This window comes from Cupriavidus sp. SHE, from assembly GCF_000812445.1.
GTDB lineage: Bacteria > Pseudomonadota > Gammaproteobacteria > Burkholderiales > Burkholderiaceae > Cupriavidus > Cupriavidus metallidurans.
This window is the reverse complement of the sequence record NZ_JWMB01000049.1, coordinates 17,115-32,412: the sequence shown is the minus strand read 5'-3', so window position 1 is coordinate 32,412 and position 15,298 is coordinate 17,115. Positions and strand designations below refer to the sequence as shown.

19 protein-coding genes and 1 riboswitch are annotated in these 15,298 nt (G+C 65.9%); of the genes, 4 read left to right on the top strand and 15 right to left on the bottom strand.

Annotated elements, in window-relative coordinates:
* Positions 1–13 precede the first annotated feature (13 nt).
* From eno to RN01_RS23205, 6 genes are all read right to left on the bottom strand, one after another.
* Complete coding sequence (gene eno / locus RN01_RS23230; protein ID WP_017514235.1) at positions 14–1,297, bottom strand: phosphopyruvate hydratase; 1,284 nt, start codon at positions 1,295–1,297, stop codon at positions 14–16.
* Between the two features lie 93 nt (positions 1,298–1,390).
* The gene (locus RN01_RS23225) at positions 1,391–1,675 is read right to left on the bottom strand and encodes a hypothetical protein (RefSeq protein WP_017514236.1); all 285 of its coding nucleotides are present in this window, start codon (positions 1,673–1,675) and stop codon (positions 1,391–1,393) included.
* Positions 1,676–1,722: 47 nt separating this feature from the next.
* Positions 1,723–2,046 (bottom strand): DUF190 domain-containing protein, encoded by a 324-nt coding sequence (locus RN01_RS23220; protein WP_017514237.1) that lies wholly within the window; start codon positions 2,044–2,046, stop codon positions 1,723–1,725.
* Between the two features lie 14 nt (positions 2,047–2,060).
* Positions 2,061–2,450, bottom strand: a complete 390-nt coding sequence (crcB, locus tag RN01_RS23215; RefSeq protein WP_017514238.1) for a fluoride efflux transporter CrcB — start codon at positions 2,448–2,450, stop codon at positions 2,061–2,063.
* A gap of 2 nt (positions 2,451–2,452) precedes the next feature.
* Complete coding sequence (locus RN01_RS23210) at positions 2,453–2,854, bottom strand: DUF190 domain-containing protein (protein ID WP_024569785.1); 402 nt, start codon at positions 2,852–2,854, stop codon at positions 2,453–2,455.
* Positions 2,851–4,218: a voltage-gated chloride channel family protein gene (locus RN01_RS23205; RefSeq protein ID WP_024569786.1), complete on the bottom strand. Its 1,368-nt coding sequence runs from the start codon at positions 4,216–4,218 to the stop codon at positions 2,851–2,853. The genes RN01_RS23210 and RN01_RS23205 overlap by 4 nt, the downstream gene beginning before the upstream one ends.
* An 84-nt stretch (positions 4,219–4,302) precedes the next feature.
* Positions 4,303–4,373: riboswitch (Fluoride riboswitch) on the bottom strand.
* Positions 4,374–4,448: 75 nt separating this feature from the next.
* On the opposite strand from RN01_RS23205, the gene RN01_RS23200 reads away from it, so the two are divergent.
* From RN01_RS23200 to RN01_RS23190, 3 genes are read left to right on the top strand one after another with little or no spacing between them, the layout of a single operon-like run.
* Positions 4,449–5,036 (top strand): Chromate resistance protein ChrB, encoded by a 588-nt coding sequence (locus RN01_RS23200; RefSeq protein ID WP_196746975.1) that lies wholly within the window; start codon positions 4,449–4,451, stop codon positions 5,034–5,036.
* An 11-nt stretch (positions 5,037–5,047) separates the two neighbouring features.
* Complete coding sequence (locus RN01_RS23195) at positions 5,048–5,857, top strand: endonuclease/exonuclease/phosphatase family protein (RefSeq protein ID WP_024569788.1); 810 nt, start codon at positions 5,048–5,050, stop codon at positions 5,855–5,857.
* Positions 5,858–5,872: 15 nt separating this feature from the next.
* Entirely contained in the window at positions 5,873–7,213 is a 1,341-nt protein-coding gene (locus RN01_RS23190; protein WP_231582294.1) for an MFS transporter, read from the top strand.
* Positions 7,214–7,271: 58 nt separating this feature from the next.
* Here the strand turns inward: RN01_RS23190 and RN01_RS23185 are convergent, their stop codons facing one another.
* From RN01_RS23185 to RN01_RS23140, 9 genes are all read right to left on the bottom strand, one after another.
* Complete coding sequence (locus RN01_RS23185; RefSeq protein ID WP_024569790.1) at positions 7,272–9,233, bottom strand: relaxase/mobilization nuclease and DUF3363 domain-containing protein; 1,962 nt, start codon at positions 9,231–9,233, stop codon at positions 7,272–7,274.
* A gap of 439 nt (positions 9,234–9,672) precedes the next feature.
* Complete coding sequence (locus RN01_RS23175) at positions 9,673–10,269, bottom strand: S26 family signal peptidase (protein WP_017513914.1); 597 nt, start codon at positions 10,267–10,269, stop codon at positions 9,673–9,675.
* Positions 10,266–10,799, bottom strand: coding sequence for a DUF2840 domain-containing protein (locus tag RN01_RS23170; protein WP_017513915.1), 534 nt, complete (start codon positions 10,797–10,799; stop codon positions 10,266–10,268). The genes RN01_RS23175 and RN01_RS23170 overlap by 4 nt, the downstream gene beginning before the upstream one ends.
* The gene (locus RN01_RS23165; RefSeq protein WP_029700173.1) at positions 10,796–11,047 is read right to left on the bottom strand and encodes a hypothetical protein; all 252 of its coding nucleotides are present in this window, start codon (positions 11,045–11,047) and stop codon (positions 10,796–10,798) included. Before RN01_RS23165 ends, RN01_RS23170 begins: the two co-directional genes overlap by 4 nt.
* A complete protein-coding gene (gene parA, locus RN01_RS23160) occupies positions 11,044–11,682 on the bottom strand; it encodes a ParA family partition ATPase (RefSeq protein ID WP_017513917.1) in 639 nt (212 codons plus the stop codon). The genes RN01_RS23165 and parA overlap by 4 nt, the downstream gene beginning before the upstream one ends.
* A gap of 253 nt (positions 11,683–11,935) precedes the next feature.
* Positions 11,936–12,769, bottom strand: a complete 834-nt coding sequence (locus RN01_RS23155; RefSeq protein ID WP_029700174.1) for a replication initiator protein A — start codon at positions 12,767–12,769, stop codon at positions 11,936–11,938.
* Positions 12,770–12,795: 26 nt separating this feature from the next.
* Entirely contained in the window at positions 12,796–13,077 is a 282-nt protein-coding gene (locus tag RN01_RS23150) for an AlpA family transcriptional regulator (protein ID WP_024569793.1), read from the bottom strand.
* A 125-nt stretch (positions 13,078–13,202) separates the two neighbouring features.
* Positions 13,203–13,961 carry a DUF2285 domain-containing protein gene (locus RN01_RS23145; protein WP_029700175.1) on the bottom strand — a complete coding sequence of 253 codons (759 nt, stop codon included), beginning with the start codon at positions 13,959–13,961 and terminating at the stop codon, positions 13,203–13,205.
* 313 nt (positions 13,962–14,274) lie between these two features.
* Entirely contained in the window at positions 14,275–14,625 is a 351-nt protein-coding gene (locus RN01_RS23140; protein ID WP_024569795.1) for a DUF2958 domain-containing protein, read from the bottom strand.
* 318 nt (positions 14,626–14,943) lie between these two features.
* On the opposite strand from RN01_RS23140, the gene RN01_RS23135 reads away from it, so the two are divergent.
* Positions 14,944–15,237, top strand: a complete 294-nt coding sequence (locus tag RN01_RS23135) for a helix-turn-helix domain-containing protein (RefSeq protein WP_017514199.1) — start codon at positions 14,944–14,946, stop codon at positions 15,235–15,237.
* Positions 15,238–15,298: the final 61 nt, after the last annotated feature.

Below are 15,298 nucleotides of genomic sequence, written 5' to 3'. Positions count from 1 at the left end.
GCAAAAAAATCAGTCACCGCACGAACGCGGCATGTCCGGCATAGACGGCGGCCTTGCCCAGCACTTCTTCGATGCGCATGAGCTGGTTGTACTTTTCGACGCGCTCGCCGCGACATGGCGCGCCCGTTTTGAGATGGCCTGTGCCCAGCGCCACGGTGAGGTCGGCAATGAAGCTGTCCACGGTCTCGCCGCTGCGGTGCGACACCATTGCACCCCAGCCAGCCAGATAGGCCGTATCCACTGCGGCACGGGTTTCGGTGAGCGTGCCGATCTGGTTGGGCTTGATGAGCACCGCATTGGCTACGTCCTCCCGGATGCCGCGCTCGATGCGTTCTACGTTGGTGACGAACAGATCATCACCAACCAGTTCAATCCTGCTTCCCAGCGCCTGATTCAGCAGCTTCCAGCCAGTCCAGTCGTCTTCCGCCAGTCCGTCTTCCAGCACGGCGATGGGATACCTGGCGATCCAGTCGGCATACAGCTCCACCATCTGCTCCGCTGTGACATGGTGGTCTTCGCTGCGCAGGTGGTACAGACCGTTCTCGTAGAAGCCGCTGGATGCAGGATCGAGCGCAATCACCACATCCTCGCCGGGCGTGTATCCGGCACTCTCGATGGCCGCCAGGATCAGCTCTACCGCGTCGCTGTTGTGCTTCAAGGCGGGAGCAAAACCGCCTTCATCGCCGACTGCCGTGGAGTAGCCACGTTCTTTCAACGTGGCGTGTAGGCGATGGTAAATCTCTGCACCCCAGCGCACGCCTTCGGCGAAGGTTGCCGCGCCAACCGGAGCGATCATGAATTCTTGGAAGTCCGTACCCTGCCAGTTGGCATGCACGCCGCCGTTGAGGATGTTGAACATCGGCACCGGCATACGGCAGGCTTGCGCGCCGCCCAGGTACTGGAACAGCGGCAGCCCGGCCGTCTGTGCTGCAGCCCGCGCGACGGCCAGGCTGACGCCCAGGATGGCGTTGGCCCCGAGCCGGGCCTTATTCGGCGTGCCGTCGAACGCGATCAGGGCATGGTCGATGGCGGCTTGATCCTTTGCGTCCAGGCCATGCAAGACGGCTCCAATCGCCTTGTTGACGTGGGCGACGGCCCTGCACACGCCTTTGCCTGCATAGCGGTACGGGTCGTCGTCGCGCAACTCGACCGCCTCATGGATGCCAGTCGATGCACCCGAAGGCACGGCTGCCCGGCCGGTCGCGCCGCCAGCAAGCCGCACATCCACCTCGATGGTGGGATTGCCGCGTGAATCCAGAATTTCGCGGGCGTGTATCGTCTGGATCGCAGACTCCATAGCTGACTCCGATGCAAGAAGGCGGAAGGACATTACGCAGGGTGCCGGGGCATCGGGAGCAATGCCGCAGCCCCTGCTCAACATGAGGTGTTCTCAATGGCCGGAACCGTTCCCGTCCAGTTCCGCACCCGATAGGCAGGCGGTGGTGTTGTCCGCCACGCTGGCACGGCACGCCGCCTCATCCGGCATGCGGTCGTACATCAAACCGCCTTCGACGAAGCTGACGTGGTACCAAGCTGACTCTTTCAAGCGCGGCTGAATACCGGCAAGCCACAGCAGAGCAGCCGCCCACAGGATCAGGCCGGCCAGCAGGTTGTTGTTGTCCCTGAACCAGTCGGACAACGTGGGTTCCGGTCGAAGATTGCGAACGGTCAACATGGTGAGTCTCCTTATGGTTGGGGCAAAAACTTTCGGCTGATATACGTTTACGTCACGGCCTTGCCCACGCGCCCGTACTCGACAGGCACTTTTACGTAGGTCAGGTTGATGTCTTCCTGGGCGAGCGCGTCCATCAGGCGCTGGCATGCCGCCTCGTCCACCGAGACGGTGATGGCGAGCGGCTGGTCCGCCAGCTCGAAGAAATGCGCGGAATGGAAGCGCCCGGCGTGGTCGAAGCCTTCCGCGGCGCCGACCAACGTGCCGCCGGCGGCGCCCTGTTCCTTGGCGAATTTCAGCAGCCACTCGCCAATGGGCGTGTGCCGGTGCCTGCGGTCTTGTCCCGTGAAGAACGTGAGTTGATAGCCTTTCATAGCAGCTCCTTGGGTCATGGTTGGCGAATGAGGGAAACCGTGGCCATGCCAAGCACCGTCATCGCGAGCGAGCCGCCCACGTGCAGTGCCAGCATGCCGGCCGACCACCCCAGGCGGCCGTCGCGCAGCAGCGTCAGCAGTTCGGCCGAGAACGTCGAGAAGGTGGATAAGCCGCCGGCCAGGCCGGTGATAACGAACAGCCGCCAGGCCGGCGACAGGTTCGGCGCCGAGCCGAAATAGGCGATGGCGGCACCCACGATGTAGGCCGCGATCAGGTTGGACGCCAGGGTGCCCATTGGGATGTGCGGCGCAAGCGCGTTCATGCTCAAGCTCAGGCCGTAGCGCATCAGCGCACCGATCACCGACCCGATGCTCACCGCGAGGATTGCGTAGGCGCCGGCCATCGTTAGCTGGCCTTGCTGGCATGTGTCGCATGCGCGGCGCGGTGGCGACCCAGCGGCAATTCGCACAGGAACAGCACGACATGCACCTTGCGCAGTTCCTCGGCGTGCTCGTGCATGAACTCGCGCAGGCGCTCCTCGGTATCCAGCAGCTCCAGGCATTGCGGATGCCGCATGCCGGTCAATTCGGGATGGTGGTGCGACATGCGTTCGCCCGGCAGGTAGCCGGAGCTGACCTGATGCAGCATGGCCTGCACGATGTTGGCCTGCTTGGCGACCGTCAGCAGATGATGCGCCAGCGCCGGCGCGCTCAAGTGATGCCAGAAGCGCGTGACCTTGGCTTTGGTGGCGATCGGAAAATACAGCCGCAAGGCGGCGATATGCTGCTGACTGGCTTTTGAGGTCATTGGGCGTTTTCCTTGGTCGTGACGGATGTTTCGGCCTTGTTCTCCGGCGGCGGCGGGTCTTCTTTCGCCGACTCGTCCTTCTGTTTGCGGAAATGCGCGAGGTCGGCAATGCGCAGTTCTTCGGGAACGGCGTTGCGGTGCTTGCTGTGCTTGCTGTGGCCCACGCGCTGCGCGCGGTAGATGCCCGTGTGGCCGGAGAACAGATAGGCCGTGATGCAGCCGACGGCGGCCAGCGGGCCGATTTCCGCGCCGAACAGTTCCATCGCCATGAGCGTGGTGGCAATGGGCGTATTGGCAGCGCCCGCGAACACGGCGACGAAGCCGATGCCGGCCAGCATGGGAAACGGCAATTGCAGCAGCGGGGCCAGGACGTTGCCCAGCGTCGCGCCGATGTAGAACAGCGGCGTGACTTCGCCACCCTTGAATCCCGTGCCCAGCGAGACGACCGTGAACGCCATCTTGCCGAGGAAGTCCCAGGGCGCCATCGGCTCCTGGAAGGAGCGCACGATGTCAGGGATGCCCAGGCCTATGTAGCTGTAGGCATCGAGCGCCCACACCGCCGTGGCGATGACGATGCCGCCAGCAGCGGGCCGAAGCGGCGCGTAGTGAATCAGGCGTTTGACCCACGCGCTCAATTTGTGGGCGGCCGTGGCGAACAACATGCCCACGAGGCCGAACACGATCCCGGCCGCGACCACCGCCATCACGCTCCAGAAACTGATGGGCAAGATTTCGCCCATCACGTAGTGCGTGTGGTGGACGCCCCAGGCCAAGCAGACCTGATCGGCGACGATGCCGGCCACGACGCACGGGAACAGCGCGTCGTAGCGCATGCGCCCAATGGCGAGGATTTCAAGACCGAACACGGCGCCGGCCAGCGGCGTGCCGAACACGGACGCGAAGCCGGCGCTGATGCCGGCCATCAACAGGATGCGCCGGTCCTCGTGCTTCATGCGAAACAGGTGGGTGAGCTGGTCGGCCAGCGCGCCGCCCATCTGCACGGCGGTTCCCTCGCGGCCTACCGAGGCACCGAACAGATGGGAAACGACGGTGCCGCCCAGCACCAGCGGAACCATGCGCAGCGGCACGACCTTCTTGGGGTCGTGGATCTCGTCAATGATGAGGTTGTTGCCGCCATCGACGGTCTTGCCCATCAGGTGGTAGATCCACCCGACAGCGAAGCCGGCTACCGGCAGCAGCCAGATGACCCAGCGGTGCGCTTCGCGCCACGCGGTGGCGCGATCCAGGGACACGAGAAAGAAGGCGGAAGCGGTGCCTGCCAGGAAGGCAACCAGGCTGGCGATGACAAGCCACTTGCCGATGTAGGGCAGCAGCTCAAGTTGTTCGGGACGGAATCGGCGCATTGGTCATGTCTGCTCGAAATAAATCGGGCTGACCAACGGCAAGGGATGTGAACGCGAGCGCCTACAGCCCCCGACCGTGGTCAGGTGTCTGTAGGCGTCATCAGCAGCTAAGAAATCGCTGCGGTTAAAGGAGGAACGCCATCTCCTACCACGTAATTTACCGCATCCCCGTTGGCGCGTCCACATTGATTTCATCCGACGTGTGTATCCAGAACAACAGGCATGCCTTATTGAAACAATTGATTTGTTACGGTGGTTTCACTATGATTGTTCGCATGAAAATTCAAAACTGGCTGTTGCTCACGTACAAGGTGCCCGCCGAACCCGCCAAGAAGCGCATCGCTATCTGGCGAAGGCTCAAGGGCATGGGAGCCATCTATTTGCAGAACGGCGTCTGCCTGCTGCCCAAGACCGACGACCACACTCGCCGCCTCAAGATCATCGAGAACGAAATCGACGAAATTGCCGGGGAGTCGGTGCTGCTGGAGACCGTCGCGCTGGACAAGTCCCAGGAGGAAAAAGTCGTGGCGCGCTTCAAGGCCGATCGCGATGAGCAATACACCGAATTCATCGCCAAATGCGACGACTTCGACGCGGAGATTGCCAAGGAGACGGCGGCCAGCCACTTCACCTACGCAGAACTCGAAGAAAACGACGCCGACCTCAAGAAGCTCCAGACGTGGTTGGAGAAGATTCGCAAGCTCGACTTCTACGGCGCTACGCGGGCCGTCGAGGCGCAGCAGCGCCTGCAGCGCTGCGAGGCGCTGCTCGACGCCTATGCCCAGCGGGTCTTCGAGTCACACGACGAAAACCGCTGAAAGGAGCCGCAATGAAACTGACCGTCCTGACCTACAACACCCTGTTCGCCGGCCGCGATGGCGCCAACGACGCACGTGCCCAGGCGCAAATCGACCTTATCAACCAGGTGCGGCCCGATGTGTTTCTGATGCAGGAAGCCAAGGGCTTCGATGCCAATGGCGGCGCGTGGCTGTATGCCACGGAAGATCGCATCGGCATGCGCGGCTTTCTCGCCATCGCGCCGCGTACCGGCCAGAACGTCGCCATCTTCATCCGCGAGCCGCTGCGCCCGCTCGCCTTCGACGCGGATGGCGCGCACTTCCACCACGCGCTGGCAACGCTCAAGGTGGCCGTGCCGGGCAGCAGCGAACCGATCACCTTCATCAGCGCGCACCTGTGCCCCAACGGCCCCGAGGTACGACGCCGCGAAGCGGCTTACCTGGCGGTGCAGGCCGCCCCGGACCGGCTCACGCTGGTCACTGGTGACTTCAATTCGGCCTCGCCTCACGATCCCGAGCCGGAAGGTTTCGACGCGCTGCCGGCGCAGCATCGCGCCCGCTACCTGGCCGACGATCTGCAAAGCGCCGACCGTAGCGTGCTGGCGCATCTGGAGGCGGCGGGGTGGGTCGATCTAGGCTACCGGCTGGACCCGGCCAAGGTGGCAACCGTGCCCACGGCCGGCTTCACGGGCACCGAGTTTGCGACGATGCGCTGCGACTACCTGTTGGCCTCCGCTTCGCTCGCCCAGGCGGCGCGGCATTACGAGGTGATCCGCACGCCGGCCACGGATGGCGCCTCGGACCACTACCCCGTCCTCGCACGCTTCGAGTTACAGCAATGACCTCGGAGCCCGCCCATGCTGCCCCCGACACTGGCCGCGCGCCTGCGCCTGCGGCCGCTTAACGACCAACATCACGAATTGCCCTCCATGCAGAATGAACTACAAGAAGCGGCTCCCGAAGCCCCCGCCACGACGAAGGGCTGGTTCAATCGCACCGTCGCTGGCGCGGGACTGACCAGCGCCCTGGGCGACTTCTGCTACGAAACAACAACGGTCATCCTGCCGGGCTTCCTGGCCGTGCTGGGCATCCCGGCGGCGGCGCTGGGCATCATCGAAGGCATTGCCGATGCCGTCGCCAGCTTCACCAAGATGGTCTCCGGCTATATCGCGGACAAGCTCGGCCACCGCAAGAGCCTCGTGCTGGTCGGCTATACGCTGACGCCGGTGGGGCAGGTCTTCATCGCGCTGGCGGCGGGCTGGCCGCTGCTGCTGCTTGGACGGCTGGTGTCGTGGTTCGGCAAGGGACTGCGCGGCCCCTTGCGCGACGCCATCGTGATCCAAGCCGTCAGCCCGCAGACGCGAGGCCGTGCCTTCGGCTTCCACCGCGCGGTGGACACCATCGGCGCGGTCATCGGCCCCTTGCTGGGCGTGGCCGTGCTGGGCTGGGCGCAGTCCCTGCATTGGGACGATGCGGCCGGGCCGTTCCGCTTCGTCCTCTGGCTGTCGGTGATTCCGGGCGTGCTGGCCGTGCTGGCATTCCTGGCCCTGGTCAAAGACCCAGAGCATTCGCCCAATCCGGGCCTGCGGCTGTGGAGCACGCTGCGCGGCCTGCCGGGACGCTTCAAGCGCTACCTAGGCGCGGTGGGAATATTCGGCCTGGGCGACTTCTCGCACAGCCTGCTGATTCTCGGGGCGACGCAATTGCTCACGTCGTCGCTCGGCGTCGTACAGGCCGCGCAGGTTGCCGGGCTGCTGTACGTTGGCCGCAACGTGGTTCAGGTGGTGGCCTCCTATCCCATCGGCGCATGGGCCGACCGTATCGGCTCGCTGCCGCTGCTCGTGGTGGGATACGCGCTCGGCGCACTGACAGCCGTGTTGATGGTCCTGGCCTTCTGGTTCCATACCGCAAGCGTGCCGCTGCTCGCCGGGGTCTTCGTTGCCGCCGGGCTGTATGTCGCGGTGCAAGAGGCCCTGGAATCCACCGTGACGGCCGACATGGTGGGTCCCGAAACGCTGGCGACCAGCTACGGCGCGCTGGGCACGGTCAATGGCGGTGCGAAATTCCTTTCCAGCGCGACGGTCGGTTTGCTCTGGACGGCTGTTTCGCCAGTGTTCGGGTTCGGTCTCGCTGCTGCCTTGATGGGCGCCGGCACGTTGGCCTTGTGGCGCATCCAGCGAGGCGGCGCAGCCTCCTGACGGATCGCTGGCTCTCCGACTTTCGTGGAGTCAAGGCGATGGTCGCCGGGACACGGGATTAGCCCACGGCGGGGCCTCGTTGCCTCCCCAGCTCCCAAGACACGGCGCCGCCGCGCACGTTCGCGGCAAGCTGATGGCCCAGGCGATGTTCGATCACCGGCTTCCACGGCACCAGTGAGAAGCCCATGCCGTCATCGAGCATCGCGTAGCGCCCACTGGCGAGCACAACCGAACGCCGGTAGATGCCAACCACGCGCTGCCCGTCCGTGAGGGGGCGATGCGCCAGGCCGCTTTCGGCGGCAATGTCCTTCGCGGCCTGCACCAGCTCGCGCCCGCGCAGCGTCGCCAGCAGGTTGCGCGCGAGGACGACGCGCTGCCCGCGCTGCTCGGCCAAGCCCTGTTCAGTCAGAAAGTCGGCGCGCTGGCGTAGCGCGTCCTTCACCTCGGCCCCAAAGCCCAGGTCGCCCAAGCCCTTGCCGCCTCCGATCAACTGCTGATCGAGCCAGGTGGCGCCGACGACACGCGCTTGGCGCTCGATGGGTAGGTGCGATTTCAGTTCCACCGCCACGCCGCCGCCAAGGCGCTGCGCGTCGTACTGGCGGCCCTGCTCGGTGAGGTCGTCGGGCACTCGCCAGACGCCTTCGGCCTCGCGCTCCACGATGCCGGCGCGGCGCAGGGCTTCGAGCCGGCGCACGTGTGCGGCCACCACCTCACGCGGATCGCGGTCGGGCGTAGCCTGTCCTTGGGCAAGCGCAAGATGGTGGTCGGTCCGGTACACGCCACCAACGGACAGTGCGGCGATGTTGCGGTCGGCAACGCGCACGTTGGCCGCCCTTTTCACCTCTATCACGGCCCCGGTCGGGTACTGCTCCAACTCCGAGCGCGGCGGCAAAGCGACGTAATGCGCCTTGCCGTCCGTGCCATCGACGATCAGATAGCCCTTGTCGTACAACTCGTCCGCCAGCCCCTTGCCAGCGACGCGACCGACGATGGCGCGGCCAGCCTCGCCAGGTTGGAACACGACCAGCTCGCGCTGCTTGCCACTCATAGCCCGCTGCATCGTGCGGATGATGTCGCCGCGCTCGCCCATTGCCCGCAAGGCCGGCTCGGCCTCGGCGTGGACGGCCCACACGCCGGGCTGTTGCTCGCTCGCCAGGCCCATGCGTTGCAAGCGTTGCAAACGGCCGATCAGCATTTGTCGCTGGCGTTGCAGCCGGGGTTCTGCGAAGCGTTCGATATGCACCAAGCCGTCGTCGCCGGCCTCGCGCTGCAAGGTGCGATCCAGACCTGTCCATCGCTCCTGTTCGACTTCGCGCAGCATAGCCTGCTGCATCTCCAGCTCGGTGCGCGGCCCCAGCCATTCGGTCGCCAGCTCCGACGCACGCCGACGCATCCCTTCGGCGATGTAGTCACGCGAAATGATGAGGTCTTTGCCGGTGTCGTCCTTGCCGCGCAGAACGACGTGCGTGTGTGGGTTGTCGGTGTTCCAGTGATCGACGGCCACCCATTCCAGCCGCGTGCCCAGGTCGGCCTCCATGCGCGCCATCAGGTGCCGCGTGTAGGTTCGCAGGTCGTCGAGCTGTTCGGCGTCCTCCGGCGAAACGATGAACCGGAACTGGTGGCGGTCGTCGGCACCACGTTCCTTGAACACTTCGAGGTCGGCGGCATCGGTCGTCGGCCCGTAGGCATGGCCTGGGCCGCCTTGGCGATCAACGCCTTCGCGCTCGATGTAGCGCAGGTGCGCAGCAGTGGAGCGCGGCCCCGCCTGTGCCAGATTGACCAGCCTCGCCTTGATCGTCACGCGCCGGGCGTTTGCCCCAAGTCCACGACCAGCAAAGCGAGCGGCGACGTGGCCGCGCCCTAACCGGGAACCGGGTCGCTGGCCGACCTTGCCAGCCGCCTTGCCGAGCTTGGCGCCGGCCTTGTTGGTCTGGCGCAGTACCTTGTTGATGAAGGCGTCGCCACGCTGCTTCGGCGCACCAGGCCGAACGCGGAATCGGTCGTCGTCACGGCTGCTCATGGTGCGGTTACATCCAAGGCCGTCGCAGTCCAGCGGACGAAGCACGCGGTTTCGCCAACGGCGATGCGGCGTTGCGCACCTTCGCGGCACGCTGCCGCCCCCTGGCGCGTGCCGCGCCACCCCCATGTGCAGACAAGGTTTCCAAGCGGCCACGTGCCGCGACCTTTTATCTTGCCTTCCGCCTTTGCCCTGCGCTGTCGCTCCGGGCGTCGGCGGCCCGGCGGCGCTGCGCTGCTTGCAGCCAGCGCGCCGGCGAACGCGCCCACGGCCACCGGCCGGGCGCGTTCGAGGCAAGACGCCTGCACGTGTGAAAGCGATGCCGGATGCTGCGCAACGTGCGACGCGGATGCGCTCGCACGACATGCGCGACGACACGGCAAAGGGCGGCAGGACGACACGCCGGATGGCACGATGAAGCGCAGCGAATCGGCAGCCATCATCAGCGTGTCTCCAACCAGACCGGATGCGCGAGGCCGAGCACGGCCGATGCGCGCACCGGCCCGAAGTAACGGCTGTCGAACGACGCGGGATTGGTCACGCTCAGCAGGAACAGCTCGCCCGGTTCGAGGCGGCGGCACTGCTGCCAGGATGGCAGCGGCCGGCCCATGCGGTCGGCAGGCAATGCGGCGGCCACTGGCACGCCGTCGATGCGCACGCTGCGACCGACAATACACACCTCCTGCGGCGCGACGGCACCAACGCGCTTGAGCAACGGAATGCGCGTCGGCAGGTAGCCGCGCTGCGCAGCCAGCGCAGCGGCTTCGGCCGGCAAGGGCACCAGCACGATGCTGTCCACGGACAACGGACGTGACAACAAGGCGGTATGCGGGTCGAACGGTTCGATGCGATACCAGCCGACCGCCACGCTGTCGGACGGGTTGTAGGTCAGGCGCGGCAGCGGCGACACGAAGGATGCCCATGCCAGCGCAGCGAAGCCGCCGATGGACAGGCTCGCCAGCACGAGGCGAGCGCGCAGACGCGAGCGACGACGCGGCGCTGTTCCAGTGGTGTTTGCGGACGTGGGAAGCGTCGTCATGGCAGCGCCCTCCCGGCGAGCCAGGCGGCGTGCCGCTCGGCGGTGTACTCTGGCAGCGGCAAGCGTGCCGCGAGCCGGTTGCCGAGCGTGCGCCAATACGCCGGCAAAGCGGCGTTCGGCGCAATGCCCAGCGCCTCGATGGCGTCGAGCTGTGCCAACACGGCGCGCACGGTGGGTTCACCTTCGGCGTGCAGCAGCAGGCGCGCACCGGGCAGCACGCCGGGAATGCGCTGTGCCGCGTCCAGTGGTGTGCAAGCCTGCATCACCATGAGCTGCCAGCGCACGGTTCCGTAGTCGTTGGCGTGCCAGCGGATGCGGCAGAACATCGCGCCAGGCAGGAACACCGCGACGCGACGCCAGCGGTCCAGCCGGACGATGCGCGCCGGCTCGCCGAAGCGCAGATACAAGTCGATGCGTTGCTCGACGTAGGCGAGCGAAACGCGGGTCAGCGGCGCGGCGCCGGCCTGGCCGGCGAGCACTGCGGGCGATGGCGGCGGGGCAGCCGTGGCCGCCAGAGCGGATGCGTTCATGAGGTCTTCTCCGGGAACTCGCGTTCGAGCAGCGCGCGCAGCAGTTCGGCGACAGTCACGCCCTGCGTGAACGCCGATACCTTGATACGGGCGCGCATCGCAGGCGTGATGTCGAGGGTCAGGCGCGCGGTGTAGAGGTCGCCTTTCTGGACGCCGTCAGCGTCGCCCTGGCGAATCCACGCCTCGGCGTGTGGATTCGCCGGCGGACGCGCGCCGATAGCGATGCGCTTGCCGTTGCGCTCGCTCATGCTGGCCACCGCAGCAGCTCGTCGGTGAGCGCGGCGATCTCGCGCGCAGCGGCGCTATCAGGCGCCATTTCGCGTGCAAGCCGGCCAGCGGTCACGCTGTCGGCAAAGACGATGCGCTGATGCACTTCCGAGCGCAGCGCCGGCAGCGGCTGCTCGGCGAGCGCGCTGCGCGCCTCGCGTCCGATGACGGTGGTGCTGACGCGACGGTTGACGACGAAGGCCGCGCGCAGCGCGGGCCGGAACACTTGCGCCTCGCGGATCAGCGACACCATCTCGGCCGACGCCCACAAGTCGTAGGGACTCGGTTGTACGGGGATCAGCACACGCTCGGCCGCCAGCAGCGCGGAGCGCGCCAAGGCGGCAATGCGTGGCGGGCCGTCGATGACCACGTGATCGGCGCGGCGGGCCAGCTCCGGCGCTTCCTGGTGCAGCGTCTCGCGGGCGAGGCCCACGGCGCTGAACAAGCGCGGCAAGCCTTGCTGGCTTCTGCGCTGCGTCCAGTCCAGCGCAGAACCTTGCGGGTCGGCATCGAGCAAGATGACGTGCTGGCCGCGCATTGCCAGTTCGCCGGCGATGTGTGTGGCAAGCGTGGTCTTGCCAACCCCGCCTTTCTGGTTGAGCAACGCGACGATCATGGCGCGGCCCTCCGTGTGTGAAGGCCAGGCTTTCGCAGTTGCCCGCAGTGCCGTCTCGCGGTTTTCCACCGAAACGGCGCGCTCTTATTAAAAGTTAGAGTATTTGAGTTAGGGAAGTTAGAGCACGCCGAAACCCGCGCCACTATTAGCTTTCCGGCGATTTCGCACGCCTGATAGCACGATAGGGACACGCCTGATAGCACGATACCCGGCACGCCTGATAGCACGAGGCCGTTCACAAGTTTTCCCCGAGTTATCCCCGTGCCGTGGGCGGCACGGGTCGAAAGGTCAACAGTTCCTCGCCGGTATCCAGCGTTCGCTCGATGCCGAGCACATAGCCGGGCAGCGACTGCCGCGCGACCAGCGCGCGCAGGTCGCAAGCGAAGTCGTAGGGCTTCGCCGTGCTGCCCGATTTGCGGTGCAGGTGCCGGAAGTCGAACTGCCAGCCGCCCGGCTGTTTGCCGCCGTGCTTGCGCACCAGGCGGTACAGCCACCGCTCGATGCCGCCGGTGAGCTTGAAGTAAGCCGGGTCGATGGTCAGCACCAGCGCGGCGTCGAGCACGCCGGCATAGAACCAGTCCGGGAGGATCAGCTCGATGCCCAGCGGCGTGCCGCGGGCGTCGGCCAGTTCCTTCCATTCGTTGATCCACGAGAAGCGATGCAGGCGCCGTCCGGTCGTCTCGCGGATGGATGTGGCCACGCTGGTCGATTGCAGCCGATCGAGCGCGGCCTTGAGGCGCTGGTAGTCGCGCAGCGACGTGCTGCGCCCGATGAAGCGCAGGATCTCGTAGGGCGTCGCGTGCATCAGGCGCGACGGGCGAATGCCTGCGTCTCGCGCTTCCACGATCTGCGATGCCGCCCAAATCAGCACGTCCGCATCCCAAATCGTGGCGATGCCATGCTCCTGCGTGCCCTCCACGCGCACGGTGACGCCACCAGCGCGGAAGTCGATCGGCGCGGTGCGCCGCGACTTCGCTAGCGAGAAGAACGGAAAGGCCATCAAGTCCTGGCTGTCGCGCGGCGCCATGTCGCCCGGCAAGGCGCGGAACAGGTCGAGCTGTTCCCGCTCCCGCGATGGGCTGGGCATGGTGATGGCCACCGGCGAGCCATCCGTCACCGCGCACGGCTATCGGCCGAGTGGTGCTCGGCGTATTCGGGGTCGGACGTAGCCTCGAAGCTGCGCTGGTCGGCCCAGGCGTCGAGGTCGGCCACCGCGTACATGACGCGGCGGCCGAACTTGCGGAACTTCGGGCCGCCCCCGATCACGCGCTGCTTTTCCAGCGTGCGCGGCGACAGCCGCAGGTACTCGGCGGCTTCGTCGTTGGTAAGGTAGCGTTGGGGCTGCGCAGGCGCAGCGACAGCAGCGGCAGCAGGCCGCAAGGGTGCGGGTCGCATCGAGTGAACCTCCATCGGTCAGAAACGCCGGCAGCACCAGCGCAGCCGGATGGAGGCAGTCTCAAGATAGCGACGGGTTGTGCAGAGGGTCGTTTTGCAGCGCAGGCAAAACGACCCTCCCCAGGTCATTCGAGCTGTACCAGGCGGCGGTAGCCGCCGCGCATCAGCGATTGGCCGCGCCGTACCAGGCGGCGCACGCGCGAGCGCAGGCCGCCATCGGTGTACCAGCCGGCCGCCACGACTTCAGCGCCGAACAGCCCTTCGGCTGTCTCCCGCAAGGACGCGCCCGCGAGGGTCGCGTCGAGCGCCTGCAAGGTGTGCAGTTCCAGCAGCGCGGCGGGCGTGGGCCGCGAGCGGGCCGCTGCCGTAGGCACGGCCGCCGTGTCCACCGTCGCCAGTTTGTCCAGCTCGGCCGTGATCGTGCGGTAGCTCGCGCAAGGCGCGGCGCACGGGCGGATAGCATAGAGGTAGGCCATGCCGTCGGCCAGGCCCGGCGCAAGTGCAAGCCGCACGCAGCAGCCGGGCCAGCGTGCCGTCAGCACCAGGCGCTTGCCATCGTGGATCAATTGCTTGTTGCCGGGGACGTGCCAGAACTCGAAGGTGTGGGCTTCCGGTGGCGGGTCGGCATCCGGGTAGAGCTGGAGCACGCCGTCATGATCGGGGAACCAGACAGGATGCGCGTCGCGTGCATCCTGGTGCGGGTCTTCGAGCAGGCGCAGGCCCCATTCGTGCGCCGTGGCCGGCCGGCGGCGACGGCGCCGCCAATCGCGCCGGTACTCGGGATGGCGGCGCAAGTATTCCCAGGCGAGTGCGGGACCGTCCAGGTGCAGCACGTAGAGATAGGCGGCGGTCGGATACCAAAAATCGTTGGTTCGATCAGTCATGAGGCAACCATCCCTGCTGATGGGAACGTCGCCACGGACATCGAAATGCAGGACTACAGCCTCATCGGCAATTTGTCATTCAGGCGGGCTAAGCTGGTGGTAATCAAGTCCGATTGATTCCGAAGCCTTGCATGGATCGTCCGAGTGCGACGGCTGCGCAGCTCGGAAATGGTGCGCAGCGTCACGTACCCTGCCGGAAGCTACGTCCTGCACCATGTCTCTTTCGGTCAAGGCCGCACCCGCTTGGTGCAAGAGTGCCGATTCAGACTGCAACTGTCTTGAACTAGACCTAAAAAGACACAATTCGCCTCAGTCAGTCGGGGATGGAGCCATCACGTTGCGCGAGCTGCACGTATTCCGATAGCGGTCGTGCCGCACGGAAATACAGGTCACGCAGGACCGGCCGCTGCTGCGGCCCGATGATGCCGGCCAGGTCAGACAGCTTGACCGTTCCGAGCGACGGCATCCCGATGCCAAGGTCGATCAGTCCCCAGGCGGTGTCACCGTCAGCGGGGTCGAGCGCGGCCAACAGCCAGGTCGCGTGCGCATCAGGGGTGAACAGCCGCACCACCGGCAACGGGTCGATGCTTTGACCGGCTGTGCGCGCCGCGCCGACGGCGAGCAGTTGCGCACGTTGTTCGGTAGTGACGAGCGGCTGGGTCATGGCCGGGAATCTCACGAAACCGCCGGTGCACGGACGCGCTTTGCCGCCAAGACGTGGAAGCGTCGAAGCGGATGCGTGCTTTCGTGCGAAAGCACGCAGGCGTAAGCCATCGAATCCGTACATGCACGGAAACGCAGAAGCGGCATTGTGCAGATCTGGAAAGACACGGATGTGACTCTCTGGTGCGGTCGAAATCCGCATCTGCGGATTTCCGTAAAGGGACGAATACGTAAATCAGCATCGCCAAATGAACACTATAGATTGTAGCCCTATAGAGCGCAATCGGCTGTCATCTTGGTTTTTCAGGGGAAACCATAGGTGGCGGCGAAGGACTCATTGGCGACGGCAATACGGACGGTCAGGAAGGCGCGTGGCTTGAGCCAGGAAGCGTTTTCCGACGTGTCCAGCCGCACGTATATGAGTTCACTGGAGCGCAACCTGAAAAGCCCAACCCTGCACAAGCTGACCGAGCTGTGCGAGGTCATGGAAGTGCATCCGCTCACGCTGCTGACGCTGGCCTACGCCGGCGACAGCACGCGCAAGGCCGATCAGCTTCTGGCGCAGGTGCGCCAGGAGCTTGAGGCTGTCTTGAAGGAACGCGACGCGCCATAGGCGCGTGCGTGACGTGCTGCGCCAGCAGCACGGCGCCCCGCCGCAAGGGACGGGGCGCGGT

What these genes read in the sequence shown, in the direction of transcription:
- eno (WP_017514235.1), bottom strand. Translation starts at nt 1,297, where the DNA reads ATGGAGTCTGCGATCCAGACGATACACGCCCGCGAAATTCTGGATTCA.
- RN01_RS23225 (WP_017514236.1), bottom strand. Translation starts at nt 1,675, where the DNA reads ATGTTGACCGTTCGCAATCTTCGACCGGAACCCACGTTGTCCGACTGG.
- RN01_RS23220 (WP_017514237.1), bottom strand. Translation starts at nt 2,046, where the DNA reads ATGAAAGGCTATCAACTCACGTTCTTCACGGGACAAGACCGCAGGCAC.
- crcB (WP_017514238.1), bottom strand. Translation starts at nt 2,450, where the DNA reads ATGGCCGGCGCCTACGCAATCCTCGCGGTGAGCATCGGGTCGGTGATC.
- RN01_RS23210 (WP_024569785.1), bottom strand. Translation starts at nt 2,854, where the DNA reads ATGACCTCAAAAGCCAGTCAGCAGCATATCGCCGCCTTGCGGCTGTAT.
- RN01_RS23205 (WP_024569786.1), bottom strand. Translation starts at nt 4,218, where the DNA reads ATGCGCCGATTCCGTCCCGAACAACTTGAGCTGCTGCCCTACATCGGC.
- RN01_RS23195 (WP_024569788.1), top strand. Translation starts at nt 5,048, where the DNA reads ATGAAACTGACCGTCCTGACCTACAACACCCTGTTCGCCGGCCGCGAT.
- RN01_RS23190 (WP_231582294.1), top strand. Translation starts at nt 5,873, where the DNA reads ATGCTGCCCCCGACACTGGCCGCGCGCCTGCGCCTGCGGCCGCTTAAC.
- RN01_RS23185 (WP_024569790.1), bottom strand. Translation starts at nt 9,233, where the DNA reads ATGAGCAGCCGTGACGACGACCGATTCCGCGTTCGGCCTGGTGCGCCG.
- RN01_RS23175 (WP_017513914.1), bottom strand. Translation starts at nt 10,269, where the DNA reads ATGACGACGCTTCCCACGTCCGCAAACACCACTGGAACAGCGCCGCGT.
- RN01_RS23170 (WP_017513915.1), bottom strand. Translation starts at nt 10,799, where the DNA reads ATGAACGCATCCGCTCTGGCGGCCACGGCTGCCCCGCCGCCATCGCCC.
- RN01_RS23165 (WP_029700173.1), bottom strand. Translation starts at nt 11,047, where the DNA reads ATGAGCGAGCGCAACGGCAAGCGCATCGCTATCGGCGCGCGTCCGCCG.
- parA (WP_017513917.1), bottom strand. Translation starts at nt 11,682, where the DNA reads ATGATCGTCGCGTTGCTCAACCAGAAAGGCGGGGTTGGCAAGACCACG.
- RN01_RS23155 (WP_029700174.1), bottom strand. Translation starts at nt 12,769, where the DNA reads ATGCCCAGCCCATCGCGGGAGCGGGAACAGCTCGACCTGTTCCGCGCC.
- RN01_RS23150 (WP_024569793.1), bottom strand. Translation starts at nt 13,077, where the DNA reads ATGCGACCCGCACCCTTGCGGCCTGCTGCCGCTGCTGTCGCTGCGCCT.
- RN01_RS23145 (WP_029700175.1), bottom strand. Translation starts at nt 13,961, where the DNA reads ATGACTGATCGAACCAACGATTTTTGGTATCCGACCGCCGCCTATCTC.
- RN01_RS23140 (WP_024569795.1), bottom strand. Translation starts at nt 14,625, where the DNA reads ATGACCCAGCCGCTCGTCACTACCGAACAACGTGCGCAACTGCTCGCC.